Source organism: Pseudomonas sp. HMSC057H01, assembly GCF_001836405.1.
GTDB classification, from domain to species: Bacteria; Pseudomonadota; Gammaproteobacteria; order Pseudomonadales; family Pseudomonadaceae; genus Pseudomonas; species Pseudomonas aeruginosa.
The window spans coordinates 245,041-270,486 of record NZ_KV828464.1 but is presented as its reverse complement, the minus strand read 5'-3'; the positions used below and the strand labels follow the sequence as shown (position 1 = coordinate 270,486).

The window sequence follows — 25,446 nt, the reverse complement described above, 5'->3', positions numbered from 1 at the left end:
ATTTGGGGTTGGCGTATACTCACTGTGCTGCTAGTCAGGGTTATGCGCCGGCTAGTTATGAGCTGGGGGCGTATTACAAGATAGTAGAACACAATTTCCCAAAGGCACTGGTTTATTATCAGGTGTCAGTCTCTCAGGGGGGCAAGAGTGCGGCTTTTTTCCTATCACGAGTCTTCGGAAGTGAGACTCCCCCTGCAAGTGCAATGTGGTACGCCCCCGACGAAAAGTTGCGAGAAGCGTATTATTCAATCTACAAAAAGCTTGAAGCTGACCCCGACTTACGTTTCCCCAATCTGATAGAGGACTATCCTCTGCCTCCTCATCCCACCCAGGGCTACGACGCGGACCGCCCAGACTGGAAGCCGGAGCGGTAAGTACGCGAGGCGTGGGCCAGAACGACGTCCAAGGTTTCCAGCGGCAGGCCAGGCGGCAAATGCTACATCTGCACGGCCCGCAAACGCTCCTCGGCCTGGCGGGCGAGCATCCGCAGCAGCGGAGCGAGGGTGTGCGGCGGGGTTTCGTCGGCGCGGGTGATGGCGTAGAGGGTGACCGGGAAGGCCGGGCTCAATGGGCGGATTGCGGTGCTGTGCGGGTCGGCGCCGAGGGCGGTGAAGGGATCGACCAGCGCCAGGCCGGCCCCAGCCTCCACCAGGGCGCGGGCGAGGGCGTAGGTCTGCACGGCGATCTTCACCTGCGGCGGTGGCTCCACGGCGCTGAGGTAATCCTCCAGGCGGGCGAACAGCGGGTCGGCGGTGGACAGCCCGATCAGCGCTTCGCCGGCCAGCCCGGCCAGGCTCAGCGGCTGCCGGCGTTCCGCTTCGGGCCAGTGTTCGCGCGGCGCCAGGGCCACCAATACGCCGCTGGCGATGGCTTCGCCGCGCAGGCCGGGGTGTTCCGGCTGCTTCAGGCTCAGGGCCAGGTCCAGTTCGCGCATCAGCAGGCCCTGCACCAGCTCGCGCGAATGCAAGGTGGCCAGTTCGCAGCCGCTCTGCGGATAGCGCGCGCTCCATTCGCCGATCGCCCGTGGCAGCAGCGACAGCGCCAGGGCCGGGGTGGCGCCGATGCGCAGGCTGTGGCCCGGCTGGCGCCGCAGGTTCTGCGCCAGGCGCCGCACGGCCTGCAGGCTATCGCTGAGCTTGGCCACTTCGCGCTCCAGTTCCAGCGCTTCCGGAGTCGCCAGCAGCTTGCCGCGCACTCGCAAGAACAGCGGGAAGCCCAGCTGCTGCTCGGCGTGCTGCAAGACCTTGCTCACCGCCGGTTGGGACACGTGCAGCAACTGTGCGGCGCCGCTGACCGAGCCAGCCTGGCGGATCGCCTGGAACACTTCGATATGGCGGAGCTTCATCGGCGCGAGCCCATAACCTGGATTTATACCCTGGCCATCTTTATTCATTGTCCTACCGCTGTCATCCGCGCCTATCGTCGAAGCCCTGGAAAACACCTGGATAACGATTGTCATGGCTCAGCGGGTTTGCATCATCGGCGCCGGCGTGGTCGGCCTGGCCACGGCCTACGCCCTGGTTCGCGAAGGATTCGACGTGACCCTGGTGGAGGCGCGCGAGCGGGGCGGGCTGGAAACCAGCTACGCCAATGGCGGGCAGTTGTCCTATCGCTACGTGGCGCCATTGGCCGACAGCGGCGTGCCGGCCCAGGCGCTCGGCTGGCTGCTGCGCAATGATGCGCCGTTGCGCCTGCGGCCGCGCCTTGATCCGGCGCAGTGGCGCTGGCTGCTGGGCTTCCTCGCGGCCTGCCGCGGCTCGCTGAACCGCCGCAATGCCGCGCACCTGCTGCGCCTGGCATTGCTCAGCCAGCGCACCCTGCAGGACTGGCGCGAGGAGGATGGCCTCGATGGCTTCGACTGGCGGCGCAACGGCAAGCTGGTGGCGTTTCGCCAACCGGCCAGCTTTGCGCGGGCCCGCCAGGGCCTGGCCGATCCTTCGGCGCAATTCGTCCTGACCGCCGCCGAGTGCCTCGCGCTGGAGCCGGCCCTGTCCGCCGCGCCCTTCGTCGGCGGCATCCACACGCCGGACGAGGAGGTCGCCGACTGCCATGCCTTCTGCGTGCAACTTGCCGAGCGCTTGCAGGCTTCCGGACATTGCCGGCAACTGCATGGCCGCAGGGTGACGAAGATCGTCGAGGGCGGCGCGGCGGTGCGTGGCGTCGAGGTCGGCGGCGATCTCATCGAGGCCGATCATGTGGTGCTGGCCGCCGGCTACCGCAGCGCCGAATTGATGCTGCCGGGCCTGCGCCTGCCGCTATACCCGCTCAAGGGCTATAGCTTGACCCTGCCGGTCGGCGCGCAGCACCGCGCGCCGGATACCAGCATCACCGATTACGACCGCAAGATCGTCTACGCGCGAATCGGCGAGCGGCTGCGGATCGCCGCGATGGTCGACATCGTCGGCTTCGACCCCGGCCTCGAGCCCGCGCGCCTGGCACTGCTGCGCCAGCAGGCGCGGGACACGTTCCCGCAGGGCGGCGATTTCGACGCCGCCGTCGAATGGGCCGGCATGCGCCCGGCCACGCCCACCGGGGTACCGCTGGTGGGCAACGGCGGCTACCGCAACCTCTGGCTCAACCTCGGCCACGGCGCGCTCGGCTTCACCCTGGCCTGCGGCAGCGCGCGCCTGCTGGCCGAGCAGATCGGCCGCCGCCCGCCGAGCATCGATACCACTGGCCTGCTGCCGCGCGGCGCGCTGGCTGGCTGATCCCCCCTCGACTGGAGCACTCCCATGGAACCGACCCGTATCGCCACCAACGACCGCCTGTCCGCCGCGGTCTGCTTCGACGCCCTGGTATTTCTTTCCGGCCAGGTGCCGGGCCAGGCCGAGGATATCCATGGCCAGACCCGCGAGGTGCTGGCGAAGATCGACGCGCTGCTGGCCGAGGCCGGGTCGCGCAAGGAGCGTATCCTCAGCGCGACCATCTACCTGAAGGACATCGCCCGCGATTTCGCCGCCCTGAACGAGGTCTGGACCCAGTGGTTGCCGACCGGCCAGGCGCCCAGCCGGACCACCGTCCAGGCGGAGCTGGCGCGTCCGTCGGTGCTGGTGGAGATCACCGTGGTGGCGGCCAGGGGCTGACTTACTTTACATAGCCATAAGAAAAAAGAGGCAGAACCTCCGATGAAAACCCTTGTATCCAGCACTTTCGCACTCTCCCTGTCGCTCGCCATCGGCGCCGCGCAGGCCGAGGAACTCAGCGGCACCCTGAAGAAGGTTGCCGACAACGGCACGATAACCCTGGGTTATCGCGATGCCTCGGTGCCTTTCTCCTACCTTGGCGATAACAGCGGCCAGCCCATGGGCTATTCGGTGGAACTGGCCGGCAAGGTGGTGGAGCGGCTCAAAAGCACCCTCGGCAAGCCGGAACTCAAGGTGAAGTACAACCTGGTCACTTCGCAGACTCGCATCCCGCTGGTGCAGAACGGCACCGTCGACCTGGAGTGCGGCTCCACCGGGGTCACCGCCGAGCGGCAGAAACAGGTGGCGTTCTCCTACGGCTTCATCTACGTCAAGGGCCAGTTGCTGACCCGCAAGGACAGCGGCATCGCCCACTTCGACGACCTCAAGGGCAAGAACGTGGTGACCACCGCCGGTACCACCAACGAGCGCTACCTGAAGAACTACAACGCCGAACACAAGCTGGGGATGAACGTGGTCAGCGCCAAGGACCACGGCGAAGCCTTCCAGATGCTGCAATCGGGTCGCGCGGTGGCCTTCTACATGGACGATGCGCTGCTCTACGGCGAACGCGCCAAGGCGCGCCAGCCGCACGACTGGGTGGTGGTCGGCGAGCCGCAATCGCGGGAGATCTACAGCTGCATGGTGCGCAAGGACGACCCGCAGTTCCTTGCCCTGGTCAACGAGACCCTGGCCGGGCTGTATCGCTCGGGCGAGATACAGGGCATCTACCAGCGCTGGTTCCAGCAGCCGATCCCGCCCAAGGGGTTGAACCTGGAGTTCCCCATGACCGCGGAGCTGAAGGCGATCCTCGAGAACCCCACCAGCGATCCGGTGCAGTGAGCGTCTAGCGCTGCAAGCCGAGGTGGCGGATCGACGGCGTCGGCGCGTCCAGGCGCGACCAGACGTCGTCGGCCAGTTCGGCCGGATAGAAAGACGGCAGGCCAGGCAGTTCGTCGCGGGCGATCCAGCCGACCTCGCGGATATCGAACTCGTCGCCGCCCAGGCCCTTCAGGTTGGCCAGGGTCGGCTCGCCACGCCAGGCGTCGATGCGGTAGAACAGCTCCATGTGGAAGCGCCCGGCGGCGGGTTCGGCGAATTCGCGCACGTAGACCAGCGGGCCGACGTCCACCCGCAGGCCGGTCTCCTCGAAAAACTCGCGCCGGACGGTATCCTTCGTCGATTCGTCGCATTCCGACTCGAAGCCGCCGCCGGGCGGAATCCAGTAGATGTCGCCGCCGACCTCGTGGCGGACCAGCAGAATGCGTTGCTCCACCACCAGCAGGCCGGCGGCGCGGATACGGTGTCGCAAGGCCTCGGCCATGCTCGTTCTCCCGGCGCCAGGCGCCGTTGCTTGGATTGATGGTTTCCTGTCTACCGGGGCGGACATGAAAGCCGCTCGGTTTTTTTCCCGGCGCCGAAGTATCATGCGCGGCAGAGCAAAGGACGGGCCCCGCTGTCGACGTTTGCGCCGGGGGCCGAACACATCGCCTCGGGAGCGCATCATGCTAGTTCTGTATCCGGAAATTAAACCCTACGCTCGCCACGAGCTGGCCGTCGACGAACCGCATGTGCTGTATGCCGACGAAAGCGGTTCGCCGGACGGACTGCCGGTCGTCTTCGTCCACGGCGGCCCCGGCTCCGGTTGCGATGCCCTGTCGCGTCGCTTCTTCGATCCCAACCTCTACCGTATCGTCACCTTCGACCAGCGCGGTTGCGGCCGTTCCACGCCCCACGCCAGCCTGGAGAAGAACAGCACCTGGGAGCTGGTGGCGGACATGGAGCGCCTGCGCGAGCACCTGGGTATCGAGAAGTGGGTGCTGTTCGGCGGTTCCTGGGGCTCGACCCTGTCGCTGGCCTACGCGCAGACCCATCCCGAGCGGGTCCATGCGCTGATCCTGCGCGGCATCTTCCTCTGCCGTCCGCAGGACATCCACTGGTTCTACCAGGAAGGCGCCAGCCGCCTGTTCCCCGACTATTGGGAAGACTATGTCGCGCCGATCCCGCCGGAAGAGCGCGGCGACCTGCTGGCGGCCTTCCACAAGCGCCTGACCGGTAGCGACCAGATCGCCCAGATGCACGCCGCCAAGGCCTGGTCGACCTGGGAGGGCCGCACCGCCACGCTGCGCCCCAACCCCATGGTGGTGGACCGCTTCACCGAGCCGGGCAGGGCGCTGTCGATCTCGCGCATCGAGAACCACTTCTTCGTCAACCAGGGCTTCCTCAGGCCCAACCAGTTGCTCGAGGACATGCACCGCATCGCCCATCTGCCTGGCGTGATCGTGCATGGCCGCTACGACGCCATCTGTCCGCTGGACAATGCCTGGGCCCTGCACCAGGCCTGGCCGAACAGCGAACTGCAGATCATCCGCGACGCCGGGCATACCGCCAGCGAGCCGGGGATAGTCGATGCGCTGGTGCGCGCCACCAACGAGATCGGCCGGCGACTGCTCGACCTGCCGCCGGAGGCCGAATGAAGGCATTGCTGCAGCGCGTCGGCGCGGCGCGGGTGGAGGTTGGCGGCGAAATCGTCGGCTCCATCGATCGCGGCCTGCTGGTGCTGGTCGGGGTCGAGCCCGAGGATGGCGAGCGTTGCGCGGCGAAGATGCTGCACAAGCTGCTCAACTACAGGGTGTTCGGCGACGACGAGGGCAAGATGAACCGGTCCTTGCTGGACGTGCAGGGCGGCTTGCTGCTGGTCTCGCAATTCACCCTGGCGGCGAACACCCGCAGCGGACTGCGTCCGAGCTTCTCCAGCGCGGCGCCGCCGGCGCAAGGAGAGACGGTGTTCGAGCACCTGGTGAAACTGGCGCGGGAGGCCTATCCGCAGGTGGCGACCGGGCGTTTCGGCGCCGACATGCAGGTGCACCTGGTCAACGACGGGCCGGTGACCTTCCTGCTGGAGAGTTGATCGGCGTCGAGGGGATTGTCCCCAAGGTGCTTCAGGGAGGGATGGCGGGGCCGGAACGGTGAATTTTTGTGACAGATACATGGCCTTTTGTCACAACCTCGGTGCATCATCCGCACGCCGATTTCATGCTGTACAGGACAGGCCGGCCGGCATCCCGATGCCGGGCGGGGCGTCCTGCAACCCAATGGACGGGAATCATTCCGCCCGGGCAGGGTCGGAACCTCTGGGGTCGCTAGCCGACGAGCGGCATGCCCCCTGGTTTTCCAGGCCCGGTGCACGTAACGCGAATGACTGGAAACAGGCATTCTTTTTGTCAGATCGCGCCAAATCTGGCTATCTATCGGGTTTGGCAGCGAATGTGGCGAAACCATGTTCGACCGGCACTCCGGTGCCGTCGGAGACCCCTGAACGGTCAGGGCGTCTTCAGTAATTCATGTTCACGGACGAGGGGGCCTCGTGATTTTCCGTTCCGTTTCAAACACCGATTTCCGCGCCCGCGTGCGCACCCTGCTGCTTGCCGGCTCGACCGCGCTGGCATTCGTCGCCGCCCCGGTATGGGCGTTCAGCATCGACGACGTGGCGAGCAAGGCCAAGGACCTGGCCGGCGACAAGTATTCCGCGCCGACCAGCAACCTGCCATCGGAATTCAGCGAAATGAAATTCGCCGATTACCAGCAGATCCGTTTTATCAACGAGCGCGCCTACTGGGGCAAGCTGAAGACGCCGTTCAAGCTGAGCTTCTATCACCAGGGCATGCACTTCGACACGCCGGTGAAGATCAACGAGGTGACCGCTACCACGGTCAAGCCGATCAAGTACGATCGCACCAAATTCGATTTCGGATCCCTGAAGTTCGACGAGAATGCCACCAAGGATCTCGGCTATGCCGGTTTCCGCGTGCTCTATCCGATCAACAAGGCCGACAAGCAGGACGAGATCGCCACCTTCCTTGGCGCGAGCTACTTCCGCGTGGTCGGCAAGGGCCAGGTCTACGGTCTGTCGGCGCGCGGCCTGGCGATCGATACCGCGCTGCCTTCGGGCGAAGAGTTCCCGCGCTTCCGCGAATTCTGGATCGAGCGGCCGAAGGCGCAGGACAAGCAACTGGTGATCTACGCCCTGCTCGACTCGCCGCGGGCCACCGGCGCCTACCGCTTCGTGCTGCGTCCGGGCAAGGATGCGGTGATGGATGTCCAAGCCCGCGTGTTCCTCCGCGACAAGGTCAGCAAACTGGGCCTGGCGCCGCTGACCAGCATGTACCTGTTCGGCTCCAACCAGCCGTCCGAGCAGCACAACTTCCGGCCCGAGCTGCATGACTCTAGCGGTCTGCAGATCCATGCCGGCAACGGCGAGTGGCTGTGGCGTCCGCTGAACAATCCGAAGCACCTGTCGGTGAGCACCTTCAGCGTGGAGAACCCGAAAGGCTTCGGCCTGCTCCAGCGCGGCCGCGAGTTCTCCCGCTACGAAGACCTGGACGACCGCTACGACCTGCGTCCGAGCGCCTGGATCGAGCCGAAGGGCGACTGGGGCAAGGGCACCGTGGAACTGGTGGAAATCCCGACCCCGGACGAAACCAACGACAATATCGTCGCGTTCTGGAACCCCGAGACCCAGCCTGAGGTCGGAAAGCCGCTGGACTTCGCCTACCGCCTGCACTGGACCATGGATGAAGACGAGCTGCACGACCCGAAATCCTCCTGGGTCAAGCAGACCATGCGCTCGGTCGGCGACGTGAAGCAGAAGAACCTGATCCGCCAGCAGGACGGCAGCACCGCCCTGGTCGTCGACTTCGAAGGGCCGGCCCTGAAGGACCTGGCGCCGGACGCGCCGGTGACCACCCAGGTCAGCACCGACAGCAACGCCGAGGTGGTGGAGAACAGCCTGCGTTACAACCCGGTCCTGAAAGGCTGGCGCCTGACGCTGCGGATCAAGGTCAAGGATCCGAAGAAGCCGGTGGAAATGCGCGCGGCGCTGGTCGACGAGGCGCAGAAGCCACTGAGCGAAACCTGGAGCTATCAGCTGCCTGCCGATGAATAACCCATCCACTACGAAAGCACCGCTGGCCGACTACCTCGCTCATCTTCCCCTGGCGGAAGAGGAGCGGGAGCGGCTTGGCGAGTCCGCTTCCTTCTCCGAGCTGCACGCTCGCCTGGCGGGAGCGGAAGGCGCCGCTGCCGATGCCGGGGGCGATCCCGCCCTGGCCTCGGTACGCGCCCGCCTGCAGCTGGGCACCCCTGAGCTGGACGACGCCGAGATGTTCGGCGTCGACGCCCAGGGTCGCACCTTCCTCAAGATTTCCCCGCCGATCCGCCGTACCAAGGTGATTCCCGAGCCCTGGCGCACCAACATCCTGGTGCGCGGCTGGCGTCGGCTGACCGGACGCAGCAACCCGCCCAAGCCCAAGCGTGCCCTGCCGCGGGCCCGCTGGCAGCGGGTCGGCTCGCTGCGCCGGTTCATCCTGCTGTTGTTGATGCTGGCGCAGACCTCGGTCGCCACCTACTACATGAAAGGCATCCTGCCCTACCAGGGCTGGGCCTTCGTCGACCTGGAGGAACTGGCCCAGCAGAGCCTGCTGGATACCGTCCAGCAGGTGCTGCCCTATGTCATCCAGTTCGGCATCCTGGCGCTCTTCGCGATCCTCTTCTGCTGGGTCTCGGCCGGCTTCTGGACCGCGCTGATGGGCTTCTGGGAGCTGCTCACCGGGCGCGACCGCTACCGGATCTCCGGCAGCAGCGCCGGCAGCGAGCCGATCGCCGCCGACGCCCGCACGGCGATCGTCATGCCGATCTGCAACGAAGACGTGCCGCGGGTATTCGCCGGCCTGCGGGCGACCGTCGAGTCGATGGCCGCCACCGGCGAGATGGAACGCTTCGACTTCTTCGTCCTCAGCGACACCAACGACCCGGATATCGCCGTCGCCGAGCAGCAGGCCTGGCTCGAGCTGTGCCGCGAGACCAAGGGCTTCGGCAAGATCTTCTACCGTCGCCGCCGGCGCCGGGTGAAGCGCAAGAGCGGCAACATCGACGACTTCTGCCGGCGCTGGGGCGGCGACTACCGCTACATGGTGGTGATGGACGCCGACAGCGTGATGAGCGGCGACTGCCTGGCCAAGCTGGTGCGCCTGATGGAGGCCAATCCTGAGGCGGGGATCATCCAGACCGCGCCGAAGGCGTCCGGCATGGACACCCTGTATGCGCGCATGCAGCAGTTCGCCACCCGCGTCTACGGCCCGCTGTTCACCGCCGGCCTGCACTTCTGGCAACTCGGCGAGTCGCACTACTGGGGCCACAACGCGATCATCCGCATGCAGCCCTTCATCGACCACTGCGCCCTGGCGCCGTTGCCGGGCAAGGGCTCGTTCGCCGGCGCGATCCTGTCCCACGACTTCGTCGAGGCTGCGCTGATGCGCCGTGCCGGCTGGGGCGTGTGGATCGCCTACGACCTCGACGGCAGCTACGAAGAACTGCCGCCGAACCTGCTCGACGAACTCAAGCGCGACCGCCGCTGGTGCCACGGCAACCTGATGAACTTCCGCCTGTTCCTGGTCAAGGGCATGCACCCGGTGCACCGCGCGGTGTTCCTCACCGGGGTCATGTCCTACCTGTCGGCGCCGTTGTGGTTCTTCTTCCTGGTGCTTTCCACCGCGCTGCTGGCGGTGCACCAGCTGATGGAGCCGCAGTACTTCCTGGAACCGCGGCAGTTGTTCCCGATCTGGCCGCAGTGGCATCCGGAGAAGGCCATCGCGTTGTTCTCCACCACCCTGACCCTGTTGTTCCTGCCCAAGCTGCTCAGCGTAATGCTGATCTGGGCCAAGGGCGCCAAGGGTTTTGGCGGGGTGATCCGAGTGACCCTGAGCATGCTCCTGGAGATGTTCTTCTCGGTGCTGCTGGCGCCGGTGCGCATGCTCTTCCACACCCGCTTCGTGCTGGCCGCCTTCCTCGGCTGGTCGGTGCAGTGGAACTCGCCGCAGCGCGACGACGACGCCACGCCCTGGAGCGAGGCGATCCGCCGGCACGGCATGCAGACCCTGCTAGGTATCGCCTGGACCCTGCTGGTGGCCTGGCTCAACCCGCGCTTCCTGTGGTGGCTGTCGCCGATCGTCGGTTCGCTGATCCTGTCGATCCCGGTATCGGTGATCTCCAGCCGGGTGAAGCTGGGCCTGCGCGCCCGCGATGAAAAGCTGTTCCTGATCCCGGAGGAGTACGACACGCCGCGCGAGCTGCGCGCCACCGACGAGTACACCTACGAGAACCGCTGGCATGCGCTCAAGGATGGCTTCCTCAAGGCCGCCGTCGATCCGTTGCTCAACGCCCTGGCCTGCGCCATGGGCACGGCTCGCCACAACCGTGCGCAAGCCATCGAGACGGTGCGCGGCGAGCGTATCGGCAAGGCCATCGAGAAGGGCCCGGAACAGCTCGACGGCGCCACGCGCCTGGCCCTGTTGAGTGACCCGGTAGCACTTTCGCGCCTGCATACGCGGGTCTGGGAAGAGGACCGCGACGACTGGCTCGGCCGCTGGCGCAAGGCCGAGGCGGACGACCCCCACGCCGCCAGCGTACCGCTGGCCCAGGTAGTGCCCGGCGACGCCGGCCTGCTGCCCGCCGCCCAGTCCTGATCCCATGCCCCCGGCGGAACGCCGCCGGGGGCATGGTCTGTTTCTTGCCTGTTTTCCCCGTGCGGCGCTGCTGTTACCCTGCGCCGGCAATCCAGAAAGTCTCGTATCGTTCGCCAGCTGAGGTACTATCGGCCGCCTTTTGCGCAGCCGGTCATGGCCTGCTGCCCGCCCGGGACGGCGACACGACGAGAGCATCCGTTCGACGACTGTGTTTCTAAGACTGCTGGGGATTGGGGAATGAAAAAGTATCTTGCTTCATTGGTTCTGGGCGTCTGCGCCCTGGTGGGCGTGGCTTCGGTCCAGGCGGCCGGCGCGGTGGAGGACGCGGTCAAGCGCGGCACCCTGCGGGTCGGCATGGACCCGACCTACATGCCGTTCGAGATGACCAACAAGCGCGGCCAGATCATCGGCTTCGAAGTCGACCTGCTCAAGGCCATGGCCAAGTCCATGGGCGTCAAGCTGGAGCTGGTCTCCACCAGCTACGACGGCATCATCCCGGCGCTGCTGACCGACAAGTTCGACATGATCGGCTCGGGCATGACCCTGACCCAGGAGCGCAACCTGCGCCTGAACTTCTCCGAGCCCTTCATCGTGGTCGGCCAGACCCTGCTGGTGCGCAAGGAACTGGAAGGCAAGATCAAGTCCTACAAGGACCTGAACGATCCGCAGTACAGCATCACCTCGAAGATCGGCACCACCGGTGAGATCGTTGCCCGCAAGCTGATCAGCAAGGCCAAGTACCACGGCTTCGACAACGAGCCGGAAGCGGTGATGGACGTGGTCAACGGCAAGGCTGACGCCTTCATCTACGACTCGCCCTACAACGTGGTGGCGGTGAGCAAGTTCGGCGCCGGCAAGCTGGTCTACCTCGACCAGCCGTTCACCTACGAGCCGCTGGCGTTCGGCCTGAAGAAAGGCGACTACGACAGCATCAACTTCATCAACAACTTCCTCCATCAGATCCGCGAAGACGGCACCTATCAGCGCATCCACGACAAGTGGTTCAAGAACACCGAGTGGCTGAAGGAAATGGAATGAACCGCTGACGGCCCCCGCGAAGGGGGCCGTCGTACCTGCGCATTCCATCGTTCGAGAGAGTTTCCGTGACCAAGAAGAAACGTTCCGTCTGGCCCTGGCACCTGCTGACCGGGCTGATCCTGCTGGTCCTGGCCTGGGCGCTGTGGTTCTCCACCTCGCTGATTTCCTATGAATGGCGCTGGAACCGCGTTCCGCAGTACTTCGCCTACCAGGCCGAGGAGCCGTTGCGGGCCAACGAGATCGGCCGGGTCGAGGCTATCGAGGAACAGGGCAGGGACGCGCGCGTCACGCTGCTTGGCGAGAGCGGCGAGAAGCAGGTCGTGACCGTCGCCCAGGACAGCCTGCAATTCTCCGAAGGCGACGACGTGGCCGAGGGCGACGCGGTCGGGGTGACCCGCCACTGGGCCGCCGGCCCACTGCTCTGGGGCCTGTGGACCACTCTCTGGCTATCGCTGGTGTCCGGTGCCATCGGCTTGGCGATCGGCCTGGTTGCCGGCCTCTGCCGGCTGTCGAAGAACCCGACCCTGCACGACCTGTCGACGATCTACGTCGAGCTGGTGCGCGGCACGCCGTTGCTGGTGCAGATCTTCATCTTCTACTTCTTCATCGGCACCGTGCTCAACCTGTCCCGCGAGTTCGCCGGGGTCGCGGCGCTGGCGCTGTTCACCGGCGCCTACGTGGCCGAGATCATCCGGGCCGGCGTGCAGTCCATCGCCCGCGGACAGAACGAGGCCGCCCGCTCCCTGGGCCTGAACGCCGGCCAGTCGATGCGCTACGTGATCCTGCCGCAGGCCTTCAAGCGCGTGCTGCCGCCGCTGGCCGGGCAGTTCATCAGCCTGGTCAAGGACACCTCGCTGGTCTCGGTGATCGCCATCACCGAACTGACCAAGAGCGGCCGCGAGGCGATCACCACCTCGTTCTCCACCTTCGAGATCTGGTTCTGCGTCGCCGCGCTGTACCTGCTGTTGAACCTGCCCCTTTCGCACATGGCATCCCGACTGGAGCGGAGGCTCGGACAAAGTGATTGAAGTACGCAACCTGCTGAAGGTCTTCGATACCCGCGGCCAGGTAGTGCGCGCGGTGGACGACGTGAGTACCCGCGTGGCCAGGGGCGAGGTGCTGGTGGTGATCGGTCCGTCCGGTTCCGGCAAGTCGACCTTCCTGCGCTGCCTGAACGGCCTGGAGGAGTTCGACGAAGGCTCGGTGAGCATCGACGGCGTCGACCTGGCCGACCCGAGGACCGACATCAATGCCTACCGCCGCGAAGTCGGCATGGTGTTCCAGCATTTCAACCTGTTCCCGCACATGACCGTGCTCGAGAACCTCTGCCTGGCCCAGCGCGTGGTGCGCAAACGCGGCAAGGCCGAGCGCGAGGCCAAGGCGCGGGCGCTGCTGGCCAAGGTCGGTATCGGGCAGAAGGCCGACGAATATCCCTCGCGCCTGTCCGGCGGCCAGCAGCAGCGCGTGGCGATCGCTCGCGCGTTGTGCATGGACCCCAAGGTGATGCTGTTCGACGAACCGACCTCGGCGCTCGATCCGGAGATGGTCGGCGAAGTCCTCGACGTCATGAAGACCCTGGCCGTGGAAGGCATGACCATGGTCTGCGTGACCCACGAGATGGGCTTTGCCCGCGAAGTGGCCGACCGCGTGCTGTTCTTCGACCACGGCAAGCTGCTGGAGGACGCGCCGCCGGCGCAGTTCTTCGACAATCCGCAGGACCCGCGGGCCCAGGCCTTCCTCCGCCAGGTCCTCTAGTACCGCGCTAGGCGAACGGCTTGCCCGGCGGCGGCAGGAGCGACGTCGGACTCTGCCGCGCGGCCGGCTGGATATCGTTGTCCTCCAGCCAGTCCAGCGCCCATTCGCGCAGGCGCTCGTTCTGGTAGCGGTACCAGTCCTGCAACAGTTCCGGGTACTCCATCAGAGAGTGCTTGAAGGCCTTGAACGGCTTGCGGCTCTGCAGCGCGTTGGCGAGCGTCGCATAGGCGTGCGGCTCTTCCACCTCGCGGAGGAAATCCTGCATCAGTCCCAGCGACTGGGTGGTGCTCAGCGGGTCGATCAGCAGCAGGCGTTCCGGCTCGTTTTCCAGCAATGCGTCCAGTTCGGGATCGGGCGCCTCGGCGGAGATCAGCAGCACCTTGCCGCTGTGCAGGTCGAGGTAGTGGTCGATTCCCGGGGTATCCAGGGCGAAGGCCAGTTCGTCGATATCGATGGTCATCGGGCGCATGGCGTCATCTCCCAAAAGGCGAAAGCCTGATCCTACGCAAAGGTGCCCCTCCTGTCCGCTTTCGATGGACGGGAGGGGCTGCCGATGCAAGGAGGATCCTCTCGGGATGTTACAGGCGGAAGCGTCCCACCTGCGCCTGCAACTGCGTGCCCAGGCGCGCCAGCTCGCCGCTGGAGGCGGCGGTCTGCTCGCTGGCGGCGGCCGACTGCTCGGCGACGTCGCGCACGCTGAGGACGCTGCGGTTGATCTCCTCGGCCACCGTGCTCTGTTGCTCCGCGGCAGTGGCGATCTGCAGGTTCATGTTCTGGATGTCGGAGACGGTGCGGGTGATGCTGTCCAGCGCGGCGCCGGCGCGGCGCGCCAGTTCCACCGTGCTGGCGGTCAGCGAGCGGCTGTTCTCCAGGCGTTCGGCGGCTTCACCGGCGCCCTGCTGGAGACGCTGGATCAGGCCCTCGATCTCGGCGGTGGACTGCTGGGTGCGCTGGGCCAGGCCACGGACCTCGTCGGCGACCACCGCGAAGCCGCGTCCGGCGTCGCCGGCGCGTGCCGCTTCGATGGCGGCGTTGAGCGCCAGCAGGTTGGTTTGCTCGGCCACCGACTTGATCACGTCGAGGACGCTGCCGATCTGCTCGCTGTCGTTCTTCAGGCGCGCCATGGCTTCGCTGGAAACGTCCATTTCGGTAGCCAGGCGCTCGATGCGCGTCACCGCCTGGTCGACCACCGCGTCGCCCTGGCGCGCCTCTTCATCGGCCTGGCGAGCGGCCTGGGAGGCCAGCTCGGCGTTGCGCGCGACGTCCTGCACGGTGGCGGCCATCTCGTGCATGGCGGTGGCGACCTGGTCGGTCTCCACTTTCTGGCTGTTGACCCCGGCGCGGGTCTGCTCGGTGACCGCCGAGAGTTCCTCGGCGGAGCTGGCCAACTGGCTGACGCCGTCGCCGATCCGCCCGACCAGCTCGCGCAGGCTGTCGCCCATGCGCTGCATGACTCGCTGCAACTGGCCCAGTTCGTCGCGGCGCTGGAGGGTCAGGGGATTCTGCGAACGCTTGCCGAGGTCGCCGGCGGCGATGGCCTCGGCCTGCGCGAGGGCTTCGTCCAGCGGCCGGACGATCTGCCGGTTGATCGCCCAGCCGGCGACGCAGCCGAAGGCCAGGGCCAGCGCGGCGATCAGCCAGAGGCTGGCGCGGTCGCGGCTGGCGGTGCTCTCGCGCAACTGGCGACCGGCTTCGGTGAGGGTCCGGCCGGCCCGGGCCATATCCTGGGTGCTGCTTTGCATCGCTTGCTGCGCCTGGCGCGTGCGGACGACGCCGGCACGGAACTGCTCGATGCCGCCACGATAGCCCTGGAGGCTGCCCATGGCCTGTTCCAGCGCCGCATCGGCCTCGCCGGGCAATTGGCCTCGCAGCGTCGTGGCGGCCTGGCGGAGGGCGTCGAACGCGGCGAACGCGGCCTGCTCGGCCTTGTCGCTGCGCTCGAAGACGTAGCCGCGCACCTGGTAACGCACCATGAGCAACTGTTGGTGCAGGTCGGCCACCGCACGGCTGCGTTGCAAGGCCTGCGGGTCGCCGGCCTGCTGCGCGAGGCTGGCGTCCATCAGTTCCTCGAGGCGGGCGAAGCTGTCCAGCGCCTGCTGTGCAGTGCCCACCAGCACACCACGGGCGGCGCTGCGTTGCTGATCGGCTGCGGCGAGGTCGTCGAAGGCCTTGCGGTAGGCTTCGATGGCTTCGGCCTGGTGGGCCAGGGCGGCCGGGTCAAGCTCGCTGTGGCGCAGCGCCTGCAGGCGCTGGAGCATCCCGGCCAGGGTCTGGCGGACCTGCTCGGCCTGGCGCGGGTCGCTGCCGGCTTCGAATGCCAGGCGGCTTTGTTCGGCTTGCTGGGCCTGTTCCATCAGGCTGGCGACTTCGGCGAGCTGCTCGCTGAGGGCGGTCTGGTGCGTGAGGGTGCGGTTGCTGCTGATCACCACCAGCAGAAGCAGCGCGAGGAGGACACCGAAACCGACCATCAGCTTGCGGCTGACGCTCAGCTTGGCCAGTTGGAGAACCCACCAATCGTACATCGTCATTACTCCAGGCAGTGCGACACCCTGGGTTGGCAGCCCCATGGCGTGGCGGAACAGGTAATGGCTCAGCGTCGTCGCGTCCGGCGTGCGGGCGCGGAGGGCCGGTACATGGCCGGCGGGCGAGGTCTTATGGTTGTCGTGCGGAGCCCTGCGCGACAGAGGATGTCGGCCGGGCGAGGAAAACCTTCAGTCTTTTACCGGAGTTTTTTCAGAACAACCGCGCAAGCAAGGCGCTGACCGCGGTTTCCACGCGCAGGATGCGTTCGCCGAGCTGCACCGGATGCAGTCCGGCTTCGCGCAGCTTGTCGACCTCGTAGGGAATCCAGCCGCCTTCCGGGCCGATCGCCAGGGTCACCGGCTTCTCCACCGCGCGCGGACAGGCCGGCCAGGGACCGGGATGGCCGACCAGGCCGAGACTGCCGGCGGCCAGGGCCGGCAGGCGGTCTTCGACGAAGGGTTTGAAGCGCTTCTCGACGATGATTTCCGGCAGCACCGTATCGCGGGCCTGCTCCAGGCCGAGGACCAGGTTCTCGCGGATCGCCGCCGGGTCGAGGAACGGGGTCTGCCAGAAGCTCTTTTCCACGCGGTAGCTGTTCAGCAGCACCAGCTTCGGTACGCCCATTGCGGCGATGGTCTGCAACACCCGGCGGAGCATCTTCGGTCGCGGCAAGGCCAGCAGCAGGGTGATCGGCAACTTGGCCGGCGGCGGCTGGTCGAAGCGCACCTCCAGGGTCGCCTCGCTGGCGTCGAGCTTCAGCAGGCGGCCTTCGCCCATCCAGCCGCCGAGGCGGCCGACCCGCAGGGTGTCGCCGTTCTCGGCGCGGTGCACTTCGTGCAGGTGCTTGAGGCGGCGATCGTGCAGGACCGCACGATCCGCCGACACGAAGTCGGCGTCGTCGAGGAGCAGCAGGTTCACTGGCGGGTGGCCGGAGGCTGGTCGCCGTCGCTGGCCGGTTGGTCGTCCGGATGCTCGCCGCGCTTGCGTACCAGGCGGCCGAACAGCAGGCCGATCTCGAACAGCAGCCACATCGGCACCGCGAGCATGGTCTGGGAGAAGATGTCCGGCGGGGTCAGGACCATGCCGACCACGAAGCAGCCGATGATCACGTACGGGCGGATCTTCTTCAGGTACTCGACGTCGACCACCCCGATCCAGATCAGCAGCACCGTGGCCACCGGGATCTCGAAGGCGACGCCGAAGGCGAAGAACAGGGTCAGGACGAAGTCCAGGTAGCTGTTGATGTCCGTCATCATCGCCACGCCCTCGGGCGTCACGCTGGCGAAGAAGTGGAAGATCATCGGGAACACCAGGAAGTAGGCGAAGGCCATCCCGGCGTAGAACAGGATGATGCTGGACACCAGCAGCGGCAGCGCCACGCGCTTCTCGTGCTTGTACAGGCCGGGCGCGATGAAGCCCCAGACCTGCGCGAGGATCACCGGCATGGCGAGGAACAGCGCCACCACCATGGTCAGCTTGAACGGCGCGAGGAACGGTGAGGCGACGTCGGTGGCGATCATGCTGGTGCCTTCCGGAAGGAAGCGGCGCAACGGCTCGGAGACCAGGGTGTAGATCTTCTGCGAGAAGTAGAACAGGCCGGCGAAGATCAGGAAGATCGCCGCCACGCTGCGCAGCAGGCGCGTACGCAGTTCGGTCAGGTGCGAGACCAGGGGCATTTCCTGGTCGTGCTCGGGCTGCTCGGGTTTATCGGCGCTCATGGATTACGCGGCGTCTCGGACGGTGGCGAAGGGGGAGTGGAGGCAGCGACTGCCGGCGGTGCCGCGGCGTCCGCGGGCGGAACCGCAGGCGTGCTGGTCGGCGGCGGCGTGGGTACGCTCGGCGCCGGGCTCTCGGCCGCCGGCGGCGGGGTTTCCTGCGGGGGATTCTGGCCGGTCAGCGGGGCCAGCAGCTTCTGCGCTTCGCGCTCCATCGAGAGGATGTGCTCGTTGTGCAGTTGCCGGCGGATCTCGTCCGCACCGATTTCCCGTTCCACTTCCTGCTTGATGGTATTGAAACTGCGCTTCAGGCGGCCGATCCACAGGCCGGCGGTACGTGCGGCGCCCGGCAGGCGCTCGGGGCCGAGCACCAGCAGGGCGACCAGCCCGACCAGCAACAGTTCGCTGAAGCTGATTCCGAACATCGATGGCTACCCGTCAGTCCTTGCGCGCCGGCTCTTCGACCTTCTGCGCCTGGGCGTCGATGGTGTGCGGCTGGTTCAGCGGTTGGGCCGGCTGGGCGGCGGGCTGGTCCTTCTTGTCGTCTTCCTCGGTGTTCACCGCCTTGCGGAAGCCCTTGATCGCTTCGCCGACGTCGGAACCGAGGTTCTTCAGGCGCTTGGTGCCGAACACCAGTACCACGACGATCAGGATGACGATCCAGTGTTTCCAGTCAAAAATGCCCATGTCGTATTCCTCGCAATGTATAGGTTCAGGCCGATGGTTGGCGGGCGGCTTTCTCGGCGTGGCCGGAAAGACCGAAGCGGCGCTCCAGTTCGTCCAGCACGGCTTGCGGATGCTGGCCGAGGGCCGAGAGCATCACCAGCGAGTGGAACCAGAGGTCGGCGGTTTCGTAGATCAGGTCCTGGCAGTCGCCGCTGGCCGCGGCATCCTTGGCGGCGATGATGGCTTCCACCGACTCCTCGCCGACCTTCTCCAGGATCTTGTTCAGGCCCTTGTGGTACAGGCTGGCCACGTAGGAGCTGTCGGGCGCGGCGTTCTTGCGCTCCTCAAGCACCGCCGCCAGACGGGTCAGGGTGTCACTCATGGTGGTGTCCTGCGTGTTCGTAGATGGCGTCCGGGTCCTTCAGCACCGGATCGATGGTCTTCCAGGCGCCGTTCTCGAAGACGCGGTAGAAACAGCTTTCCCGGCCGGTATGGCAGGCGATCCCGCCGACCTGCTCGACCATCAGGATGACCACATCGGCGTCGCAGTCCAGGCGCAGTTCGTGCAGCTTCTGCACATGCCCGGACTCCTCGCCCTTGCGCCACAGCTTGCCACGCGAACGCGACCAATAGATTGCACGGTTCTCGCTGGCGGTCAGGGCCAGCGCCTCGCGGTTCATCCAGGCCATCATCAGCACGCGCCCGGTCTCGTGATCCTGGGCGATCGCCGGGACCAGGCCGTCGGCGTTCCAGTGAATCTCATCCAGCCAGTCTTTCATGGTCTTTCCACGTTCGTTGCCGGTACGTTGCGTGCGTTTCCGGCGGAAATGGGAGTAGTGTGCCAGCCGGGAGCGCGACTGGCTATCGGCGCGGGCCTAGTGGCCGTGCGCGGCGCTAGCGGCGCAGGATCAGGAACACCCCGCCGGCCAGCATCACCCACGCCGGCCAGGCTTCCAGCTGCTGACCCAGGCCGACCTCGGCGGCGCCGACCAGCAGCACCGCGCCCACCAGGCGCCCGAGCCAGTCGTGGCGGGAACCTTTCCACTCCGGCGGCGGCGCATTGTGGGCGTGCGGTTGTGACAGGCGTTCGAGGGTGTCGCGGGCCATTTGCGACAGGTGCGGCACCTGCTCGACCTGTTGCTGGAAATTGCGCAGCAACTGCTTCGGGCTGACCCGTTCGCGCATCCAGCGCTCCAGGAACGGCTGGGCGGTGGCCCACAGGTCGAGTTCCGGGTAGAGCTGGCGGCCGAGGCCTTCGATGTTCAGCAGGGTCTTCTGCAGCAGCACCAGTTGCGGCTGGATCTCCATGTTGAAACGACGCGCGGTCTGGAACAGGCGCAGCAGGACCTGGCCGAAGGAGATGTCCTTCAGCGGCTTCTCGAAGATCGGTTCGCAGACGGTACGGATCGCCGCCTCGAAGTCGTTGACCTTGGTTTCCGCCGGGACCCAGCCGGAGTCGATATGCAGTTGGGCGACCTTGCGGTAGTCGCGCTTGAAGAAGGCGATCAGGTTGCGCGCCAGGTAGTCCTGGTCCTCGTCGGTCAGGCTGCCGACGATGCCGCAGTCCACCGCGATGTATTGCGGGCTCCAGGGCGCGCGGGTGCTGACGAAGATGTTGCCGGGGTGCATGTCGGCATGGAAGAAGCTGTCGCGGAACACCTGGGTGAAGAAGATCTCCACGCCGCGCTCGGCCAGTGCCTTGAAGTCGGTGCGCTGGTCGCGCAGGGTTTCCAGGTCGGTCACCGGGATGCCGTAGATGCGCTCCATCACCAGCACCTTGGGCCGGCACCAGTCCCAGTAGACCTGTGGCACGTAGAGCAGCGGCGAGCCTTCGAAGTTGCGCCGCAGCTGCGAGGCGTTGGCTGCCTCGCGGAGCAGGTCGAGTTCGTCGACGATGGTTTTCTCGTAGTCGCTGACCACTTCCACGGGGTGCAGGCGCCGCGCCTCGCTGGAGACCCGCTCGGCGAGGCGGGCGAGGATGAACAGCCAGGCGATGTCGGAGCGGATCACCGGTTCCAGGTTCGGCCGGATCACCTTCACCACCACTTCCTCGCCGCTCTTCAGCCGCGCGGCGTGGACCTGGGCCACCGAGGCAGAGGCCAGCGGTTCGCGTTCGAAGCGGGCGAAGACCTGTTCGATCTTCGCGCCCAGTTGTTCCTCGATGCGCTTGACCGCCAGCTCCGGCGGGAAGGGCGGCACCTTGTCCTGCAGCCAGGCCAGTTCGTTGGCGATGTCGTCGGGCAGCAGGTCGCGGCGGGTGGAGAGAATCTGGCCGAACTTGATGAAGATCGGTCCGAGGTCCTGCAGCGCCAGGCGCAGGCGCGCGCCGCGGGTCAGTTCCAGCTTGCGCCGCGGCAGCCAGCGCCAGGGCAGGGTGGCACCGAGCAGGCGCAGCCACCAGGGCAGCATCGGCAGTTCGAGGATCAGGTCGTCCAGGCGGTAGCGGATGACGACGCGCTGGATGCGCAGGAGGCGGCGGAAAGCGAGGAGCTTCATGCGTCGGGCTTGGTCTTTTGGCTGAGGCGTCCGACGCGCGCGTCGAGACGATCGAGGGCCAGCTTCAGCTGGTCCAGTTCGGCGAAGCGGGCTTCGGCTTCGTGCTGGCCGACCAGCGTGCGGCTTTCCTCGGCAAGGTAGTCGGCCAGGTTCAGGCGCAGGCTGTGCAGGCTCTGCGCGCTCCAGCGCGAAGCGTCGCGCAGGCCGCTGCCGAGCACCTGGGTGGCGAGCGGGCCGAGCCAGCGCGACAGTTCGTACTCCCAGTCCAGCTCCAGGCTCTGCAGGATGCCGGCCAGTTCCAGCAGGGCCGCGCTGTCGCCGTCCATGCTGACTTCCGGGCTGTGCAGGACGCGGGTCTTGTCGCGCGCCAGGGCCAGGTGCAGGAGGTTGCCGGCCGGCGCACGCAAGGTGCAGTCGACCTCCGCCTCATGCTGCGCGGCGAAGTGCAGGCCGTCGCCGGCGGGCAGGATGAAGACCCGCAGCGGCGGGCTCAGGCAGTCGACCTCGATGACCTTGGTGGAAAGCCTGCGCAGGCGCGGCAGCGCTGTCCCGTCGAGGCGCAGGACGCGATTGATGCCGGTTTCGGCGGCGGCCAGCACGGCCTGGATCAGCAGCGAGCTCATCGGCGCGCCCCCGGTTAAGGCTTGATACCGCGGTGCAGGGCGACGATGCCGCCGGTCATGTTGTGGTAGGTCACGCGGTCGAAGCCGGCTTCCACCATCATCGCCTTCAGGGTTTCCTGGTCGGGGTGCATGCGGATCGACTCGGCCAGGTAGCGATAGCTCTCGGAGTCGTTGGTGACCAGCTTGCCCATCAGCGGCAGCAGGCTGAACGAATAGGCGTCGTAGGCCTTGGACAGCAGGTTGCTGCTCGGCTTGGAGAACTCCAGCACCAGCAGGCGCCCACCGGGCTTGAGCACGCGCAGCATGGAGCGGATCGCTTCGTCCTTGTGGGTGACGTTGCGCAGGCCGAAGGCGATGGTCACGCAGTCGAAGTGGTTGTCCGGGAAGGGCAGCTTCTCGGCGTCCGCCTGGACGAAGCTGACGTTGCCGGAGACGCCCTTGTCGAGCAGCTTGTCGCGGCCGACCTTGAGCATCGAGGCGTTGATGTCGGCCAGCACCACCTCGCCGGTCGGGCCGACCAGGCGCGAGAACTGCCGGGTCAGGTCGCCGGTGCCGCCGGCGATGTCGAGCACGCGGTTCCCGCTGCGCACGCCGGACAGCTCGATGGTGAAGCGCTTCCACAGGCGATGGATGCCGCCGGACATCAGGTCATTCATCAGGTCGTACTTGGCCGCCACCGAGTGGAAGACCTCGGCGACCTTCTTCGCCTTCTGGCTTTCCGGAACGTTCTGGTAGCCGAAGTGGGTGGTGGGTTCGGCGTCGGCGCCTTTGCGGGGATCGTTCATGACGTTCTCACCTGGAAAGAATGCCGGGCATTCTAACAGGATGTGGGGAAAGTGCTGTGCCGCCGTCCGACGGCGCGGGTGCGGTGTTTTGTCTGGCCGAGTATAGTTTTCCGATCTGCAATCAGGAGTCGATCCATGTCGCGTATCCACATCGAACGTCCGCACAGCCTGGGGCTGGACGCCGCACGGGCCAAGGCGGAGAAACTGGCCGAACGTCTGGCGAAGGAGCACGGCGTGCAGTGCGAATGGCAGGGCGACGAGCTGACCTTCAAGCGCAGCGGCGTCGACGGCAGGATCGCGGTGGGGGCGGACAAGGTCGCGGTGGACGTCAAGCTCGGCCTGATGCTGTCGGCCATGAGCGGCCTGCTCAAGGGCGAGATCGAGAAGGCGCTGGACAAGGCGCTGGCCTGATCCCGCCGGGCGTTCGCCGTCCTGGCGGCGCCCATCTTCCGCTTAGTATGCGGTTTCTAATTTTCCCCGATACCTTGCTCTCACGCTGCCAGCGTTCCGGCGGCGCCTGCGGTTTCTTCAACCCAACGAGCGTGAGGTGCCCCATGGCCAAGATTGCCCTGAAGAAAAAGACCGTTTCCGAATCCACTTCCCTGGTCTCCGAGATCCGCCACTATGCCCGCCAGATCTGGCTTGCCGGCCTGGGTGCGTATTCCCGCCTGGGCACCGAAGGCAGCGACTACTTCAAGGAATTGGTGAAAGCTGGCGAAGCCCTGGAGAAAAAAGGCAAATCGCTGGTCACAAGTCAGGTCGATTCGGCCAATGACAGTGTCAAGACCGGCCTCTCTTCGGTGAAGGGAAAAGTCGAAGACCAGCTCGACAGGATCGAGCAGGCATTCGACAGCCGTGTCGCTAGCACGTTGAACCGGATAGGCATACCTTCCCGGAACGATGTCGAAGCACTCTCTGCTAAGCTGGATGAGCTGAGCGCAGTGCTCGAGCGTGTCGCGAGAACCCAATAAGGAGAGCAGGATGGCTGGCAAGAAGAAGAGCGAAAAAGAGTCCAGTTGGATCGGCGAGATCGAGAAATACTCGCGGCAGATCTGGCTGGCTGGTCTGGGGGCCTACTCGAAGGTCAGCAAGGACGGCAGCAAGCTGTTCGAGACCTTGGTGAAAGACGGCGAGAAGGCTGAAAAAGAAGCGAAGTCCGATGTGGACGCGCAGGTCGGTGCGGCGAAGGCTTCCGCCCGCTCTGCGAAGAGCAAGGTTGACGAGGTTCGGGATCGTGCGCTTGGCAAGTGGAGCGAGCTCGAGGAAGCTTTCGACAAGCGCCTGAACAGCGCCATCTCGCGTCTCGGCGTGCCGAGCCGCAACGAGGTGAAGGAGCTGCACGGCAAGGTCGATACGCTGACCAGGCAGATCGAGAAACTCACCGGCGTCAGCGTCAAGCCGGCGGCGAAGGCAGCGGCCAAGCCTGCGGCGAAACCGGCTGCCAAGCCCGCGGCGAAAACCGCAGCGGCCAAGCCGGCAGCTAAACCGGCAGCCAAGGCCGCCGCCAAGCCTGCGGCGAAACCCGCGGCGAAAAAACCTGCAGCGAAGACCGCGGCCGCCAAGCCGGCAGCCAAGCCCGCCGCCAAACCGGCTGCGAAGGCCGCCGCGAAACCGGCGGCCAAGCCGGCAGCCAAGGCTGCGGCGAAGCCTGCTGCGAAACCTGCCGCAGCCAAGCCCGCCGCGAAGCCGGCAGCCAAGCCGGCCGCTGCGACCGCCGCCAAGCCCGCGGCGAAGCCTGCCGCCAAGCCGGCTGCGAAAAAGCCTGCGGCGAAGAAGCCGGCCGCCAAGCCCGCCGCGGCGAAACCGGCCGCTCCCGCCGCGTCTTCGAGCGCGCCCGCTGCCCCCGCCGCCACACCGGCTGCCAGCGCTCCGGCAGCGAACGCTCCGGCGACGCCGAGCAGCCAGGGCTGAGTCCTGGCGGCAACGCACACGCCCGGCACTCGCCGGGCGTTTTTCATTCCGGTCCCAGGTAGCGCTGCGCCAGGCTTTCCGCCGAGCGTTGGGCCTCGCTGCGCAGATGCGGGGCGACCAGCATCATGATCTGGTAGACCACCGTGCGCACCTCGCCCTTGCTGCCCAGTACCCGCTGGTAATCCAAGGAGAACAGCAGGGTCAGGGTGATCTGTTCGACCAGTTGCCCGAGTGCCGGCGCATCGCTGCGCAACTGCCGGTCGGTCTTTAGGCGGGCCAACAGGGTGGCCAGGGTCCGCTTCAGCGCGCCGAGCCAGGTACGGATGCCGCGAGCCAGCCGTGGCAGGCGCCCGGTCAGGTTGGACAGGTCCTGGAACAGGAAGCGGTAGTGGGCGAGGCGCTCGACGATCAGATGCAGGAACAGCCAGTAGTCCTCCGCGCCCAGGCGCACCTCCTCGGGCGGATCGAGCAGCGGCGCCAACTCGGCCTGGAACCGCTCGAACAGCGCCATCACCAGCGGTTCCTTGCCATGGAAGTGGTAGTAGAGATTGCCCGGGCTGATGCCCAGTTCGTTGGCGATTTCCAGTGTCGAGACGTTGGGTTCGCCCTGTTCGTTGAACAGCAACAGCGAGCATTCGAGGATACGGTCGCGTGTCTTCATCCGGACTTCTTCTGGGGATCGAGGTGCCCGGCTCCAGGCGCCCGGGCCGGGTCTTTCAGCGTATATGCACGTAGGTGCCCGGGGCTGCTTCGAGGGGCGGATGCGCGGCGCTGCCAAGGTTGAAGTCAGGGTCGCCCAGCTCGCCCGAGCGCTCCTGCAGCCAGCCCAGCCAGACCGGCCACCAACTGCCCTCTTCGCGCTTGGCGTCGTAGTACCAGGCGCGTGGATCGCTGCTCAGCTTGTCGTTCTCGAAGTAGCAGGCCTTGGGGTTTCCGGGAGGGTTGAGGATGCTCTGGATGTGCCCGCTGTTGGACAGGATGAAGCGGCGCTGGCCGCCCAGCAGGAGGGCCGAGCGATAGACCGCGTCCCAGGGCGTGATGTGGTCGGTGATGCCGGCGACGTGGAAGCTATCGATCGCCACCTTGCCCAGGTCCACCGCGGTCCCGCTGACTTCCAGCGCGCCCGGGCGGGTCAGCGGGTTGTGCTTGAACAGGTCGAGCAGTTCGCCGTGGAACGCCGCGGGCAGCCGCGTGTTGTCGTTGTTCCAGTAGAGGATGTCGAACGCCGG

The 25,446-nt window shown here is 66.4% G+C and carries 27 protein-coding genes and 2 pseudogenes; 14 read left to right on the top strand and 15 right to left on the bottom strand.

The window, feature by feature from the left end; translation table 11 throughout:
- Nucleotides 1–374: pseudogene (locus HMPREF2581_RS32130) on the top strand (sel1 repeat family protein); the annotation flags it as partial.
- Nucleotides 375–436: 62 nt separating this feature from the next.
- Here HMPREF2581_RS32130 and HMPREF2581_RS15375 read toward each other — a convergent pair.
- Nucleotides 437–1,393: a LysR family transcriptional regulator gene (locus tag HMPREF2581_RS15375; protein ID WP_003095930.1), complete on the bottom strand. Its 957-nt coding sequence runs from the start codon at nt 1,391–1,393 to the stop codon at nt 437–439.
- 64 nt (nt 1,394–1,457) lie between these two features.
- Between HMPREF2581_RS15375 and HMPREF2581_RS15370 the strand changes: the two genes are divergently transcribed.
- From HMPREF2581_RS15370 to HMPREF2581_RS15360, 3 genes are read left to right on the top strand one after another with little or no spacing between them, the layout of a single operon-like run.
- The gene (locus HMPREF2581_RS15370; RefSeq protein WP_003141820.1) at nt 1,458–2,708 is read left to right on the top strand and encodes a D-amino acid dehydrogenase; all 1,251 of its coding nucleotides are present in this window, start codon (nt 1,458–1,460) and stop codon (nt 2,706–2,708) included.
- A 24-nt stretch (nt 2,709–2,732) separates the two neighbouring features.
- A complete protein-coding gene (locus HMPREF2581_RS15365; protein WP_003095925.1) occupies nt 2,733–3,083 on the top strand; it encodes a RidA family protein in 351 nt (116 codons plus the stop codon).
- Between the two features lie 42 nt (nt 3,084–3,125).
- Entirely contained in the window at nt 3,126–4,025 is a 900-nt protein-coding gene (locus HMPREF2581_RS15360; RefSeq protein WP_003115039.1) for a transporter substrate-binding domain-containing protein, read from the top strand.
- A 4-nt stretch (nt 4,026–4,029) separates the two neighbouring features.
- On the opposite strand, the gene HMPREF2581_RS15355 is transcribed toward HMPREF2581_RS15360, so the two are convergent.
- Nucleotides 4,030–4,506 (bottom strand): NUDIX domain-containing protein, encoded by a 477-nt coding sequence (locus HMPREF2581_RS15355; protein ID WP_003095920.1) that lies wholly within the window; start codon nt 4,504–4,506, stop codon nt 4,030–4,032.
- A 181-nt stretch (nt 4,507–4,687) separates the two neighbouring features.
- Between HMPREF2581_RS15355 and pip the strand changes: the two genes are divergently transcribed.
- From pip to HMPREF2581_RS15320, 7 genes are all read left to right on the top strand, one after another.
- Nucleotides 4,688–5,659 (top strand): prolyl aminopeptidase, encoded by a 972-nt coding sequence (pip, locus tag HMPREF2581_RS15350; protein WP_003095918.1) that lies wholly within the window; start codon nt 4,688–4,690, stop codon nt 5,657–5,659.
- Nucleotides 5,656–6,093, top strand: coding sequence for a D-aminoacyl-tRNA deacylase (gene dtd, locus HMPREF2581_RS15345; RefSeq protein ID WP_003095916.1), 438 nt, complete (start codon nt 5,656–5,658; stop codon nt 6,091–6,093). The genes pip and dtd overlap by 4 nt, the downstream gene beginning before the upstream one ends.
- A 456-nt stretch (nt 6,094–6,549) precedes the next feature.
- A complete protein-coding gene (locus tag HMPREF2581_RS15340) occupies nt 6,550–8,127 on the top strand; it encodes a glucan biosynthesis protein G (RefSeq protein ID WP_003095915.1) in 1,578 nt (525 codons plus the stop codon).
- Complete coding sequence (gene mdoH, locus HMPREF2581_RS15335) at nt 8,120–10,705, top strand: glucans biosynthesis glucosyltransferase MdoH (RefSeq protein ID WP_003135824.1); 2,586 nt, start codon at nt 8,120–8,122, stop codon at nt 10,703–10,705. Before HMPREF2581_RS15340 ends, mdoH begins: the two co-directional genes overlap by 8 nt.
- Nucleotides 10,706–10,942: 237 nt before the next feature.
- A complete protein-coding gene (locus HMPREF2581_RS15330) occupies nt 10,943–11,743 on the top strand; it encodes a transporter substrate-binding domain-containing protein (protein WP_003095910.1) in 801 nt (266 codons plus the stop codon).
- A gap of 65 nt (nt 11,744–11,808) precedes the next feature.
- Nucleotides 11,809–12,771 carry an amino acid ABC transporter permease gene (locus tag HMPREF2581_RS15325; protein ID WP_003103450.1) on the top strand — a complete coding sequence of 321 codons (963 nt, stop codon included), beginning with the start codon at nt 11,809–11,811 and terminating at the stop codon, nt 12,769–12,771.
- Nucleotides 12,764–13,498 carry an amino acid ABC transporter ATP-binding protein gene (locus HMPREF2581_RS15320; RefSeq protein WP_003095906.1) on the top strand — a complete coding sequence of 245 codons (735 nt, stop codon included), beginning with the start codon at nt 12,764–12,766 and terminating at the stop codon, nt 13,496–13,498. Before HMPREF2581_RS15325 ends, HMPREF2581_RS15320 begins: the two co-directional genes overlap by 8 nt.
- 7 nt (nt 13,499–13,505) lie before the next feature.
- Here HMPREF2581_RS15320 and HMPREF2581_RS15315 read toward each other — a convergent pair whose 3' ends face one another.
- The 11 genes from HMPREF2581_RS15315 to ubiE form a co-directional block, all read right to left on the bottom strand.
- The gene (locus HMPREF2581_RS15315; protein WP_003135810.1) at nt 13,506–13,967 is read right to left on the bottom strand and encodes a UPF0158 family protein; all 462 of its coding nucleotides are present in this window, start codon (nt 13,965–13,967) and stop codon (nt 13,506–13,508) included.
- Nucleotides 13,968–14,076: 109 nt separating this feature from the next.
- Nucleotides 14,077–16,020 carry a methyl-accepting chemotaxis protein McpK gene (locus HMPREF2581_RS15310; protein WP_003141819.1) on the bottom strand — a complete coding sequence of 648 codons (1,944 nt, stop codon included), beginning with the start codon at nt 16,018–16,020 and terminating at the stop codon, nt 14,077–14,079.
- 211 nt (nt 16,021–16,231) lie between these two features.
- A complete protein-coding gene (locus HMPREF2581_RS15305) occupies nt 16,232–16,939 on the bottom strand; it encodes a 16S rRNA (uracil(1498)-N(3))-methyltransferase (protein WP_003095898.1) in 708 nt (235 codons plus the stop codon).
- Nucleotides 16,936–17,739, bottom strand: coding sequence for a twin-arginine translocase subunit TatC (gene tatC / locus HMPREF2581_RS15300; protein ID WP_003095896.1), 804 nt, complete (start codon nt 17,737–17,739; stop codon nt 16,936–16,938). Before tatC ends, HMPREF2581_RS15305 begins: the two co-directional genes overlap by 4 nt.
- Complete coding sequence (gene tatB / locus HMPREF2581_RS15295; RefSeq protein WP_003115042.1) at nt 17,736–18,161, bottom strand: Sec-independent protein translocase protein TatB; 426 nt, start codon at nt 18,159–18,161, stop codon at nt 17,736–17,738. Before tatB ends, tatC begins: the two co-directional genes overlap by 4 nt.
- A gap of 13 nt (nt 18,162–18,174) precedes the next feature.
- Nucleotides 18,175–18,423: a twin-arginine translocase TatA/TatE family subunit gene (locus HMPREF2581_RS15290; RefSeq protein WP_003095893.1), complete on the bottom strand. Its 249-nt coding sequence runs from the start codon at nt 18,421–18,423 to the stop codon at nt 18,175–18,177.
- 25 nt (nt 18,424–18,448) lie between these two features.
- The gene (locus HMPREF2581_RS15285; protein WP_003095892.1) at nt 18,449–18,784 is read right to left on the bottom strand and encodes a phosphoribosyl-ATP diphosphatase; all 336 of its coding nucleotides are present in this window, start codon (nt 18,782–18,784) and stop codon (nt 18,449–18,451) included.
- A complete protein-coding gene (gene hisI, locus HMPREF2581_RS15280; protein ID WP_003141818.1) occupies nt 18,777–19,181 on the bottom strand; it encodes a phosphoribosyl-AMP cyclohydrolase in 405 nt (134 codons plus the stop codon). The genes HMPREF2581_RS15285 and hisI overlap by 8 nt, the downstream gene beginning before the upstream one ends.
- A gap of 115 nt (nt 19,182–19,296) precedes the next feature.
- Nucleotides 19,297–20,898: a ubiquinone biosynthesis regulatory protein kinase UbiB gene (gene ubiB, locus HMPREF2581_RS15275; RefSeq protein ID WP_003116128.1), complete on the bottom strand. Its 1,602-nt coding sequence runs from the start codon at nt 20,896–20,898 to the stop codon at nt 19,297–19,299.
- On the bottom strand, nt 20,895–21,521 hold the full coding sequence (locus HMPREF2581_RS15270) for a ubiquinone biosynthesis accessory factor UbiJ (RefSeq protein ID WP_003110866.1): 627 nt from the start codon (nt 21,519–21,521) through the stop codon (nt 20,895–20,897). Before HMPREF2581_RS15270 ends, ubiB begins: the two co-directional genes overlap by 4 nt.
- Before the next feature lie 14 nt (nt 21,522–21,535).
- The gene (gene ubiE, locus HMPREF2581_RS15265; RefSeq protein ID WP_003103462.1) at nt 21,536–22,306 is read right to left on the bottom strand and encodes a bifunctional demethylmenaquinone methyltransferase/2-methoxy-6-polyprenyl-1,4-benzoquinol methylase UbiE; all 771 of its coding nucleotides are present in this window, start codon (nt 22,304–22,306) and stop codon (nt 21,536–21,538) included.
- A 135-nt stretch (nt 22,307–22,441) separates the two neighbouring features.
- On the opposite strand from ubiE, the gene HMPREF2581_RS15260 reads away from it, so the two are divergent.
- The 3 genes from HMPREF2581_RS15260 to HMPREF2581_RS15250 all read left to right on the top strand — a co-directional run bounded on the left by HMPREF2581_RS15260 (nt 22,442) and on the right by HMPREF2581_RS15250 (nt 24,217).
- Nucleotides 22,442–22,717 carry a polyhydroxyalkanoic acid system family protein gene (locus HMPREF2581_RS15260; RefSeq protein WP_003095874.1) on the top strand — a complete coding sequence of 92 codons (276 nt, stop codon included), beginning with the start codon at nt 22,442–22,444 and terminating at the stop codon, nt 22,715–22,717.
- A 143-nt stretch (nt 22,718–22,860) separates the two neighbouring features.
- Entirely contained in the window at nt 22,861–23,277 is a 417-nt protein-coding gene (locus HMPREF2581_RS15255; RefSeq protein WP_003103463.1) for a phasin family protein, read from the top strand.
- Between the two features lie 10 nt (nt 23,278–23,287).
- A complete protein-coding gene (locus HMPREF2581_RS15250) occupies nt 23,288–24,217 on the top strand; it encodes a phasin family protein (RefSeq protein ID WP_003116129.1) in 930 nt (309 codons plus the stop codon).
- A gap of 43 nt (nt 24,218–24,260) precedes the next feature.
- Here HMPREF2581_RS15250 and HMPREF2581_RS15245 read toward each other — a convergent pair whose 3' ends face one another.
- Together HMPREF2581_RS15245 and HMPREF2581_RS15240 are read right to left on the bottom strand one after the other, a co-directional pair.
- Nucleotides 24,261–24,878: a TetR/AcrR family transcriptional regulator gene (locus tag HMPREF2581_RS15245; RefSeq protein WP_003112003.1), complete on the bottom strand. Its 618-nt coding sequence runs from the start codon at nt 24,876–24,878 to the stop codon at nt 24,261–24,263.
- A 55-nt stretch (nt 24,879–24,933) separates the two neighbouring features.
- Nucleotides 24,934–25,446, bottom strand: a pseudogene (locus tag HMPREF2581_RS15240) (class II poly(R)-hydroxyalkanoic acid synthase); the annotation flags it as partial.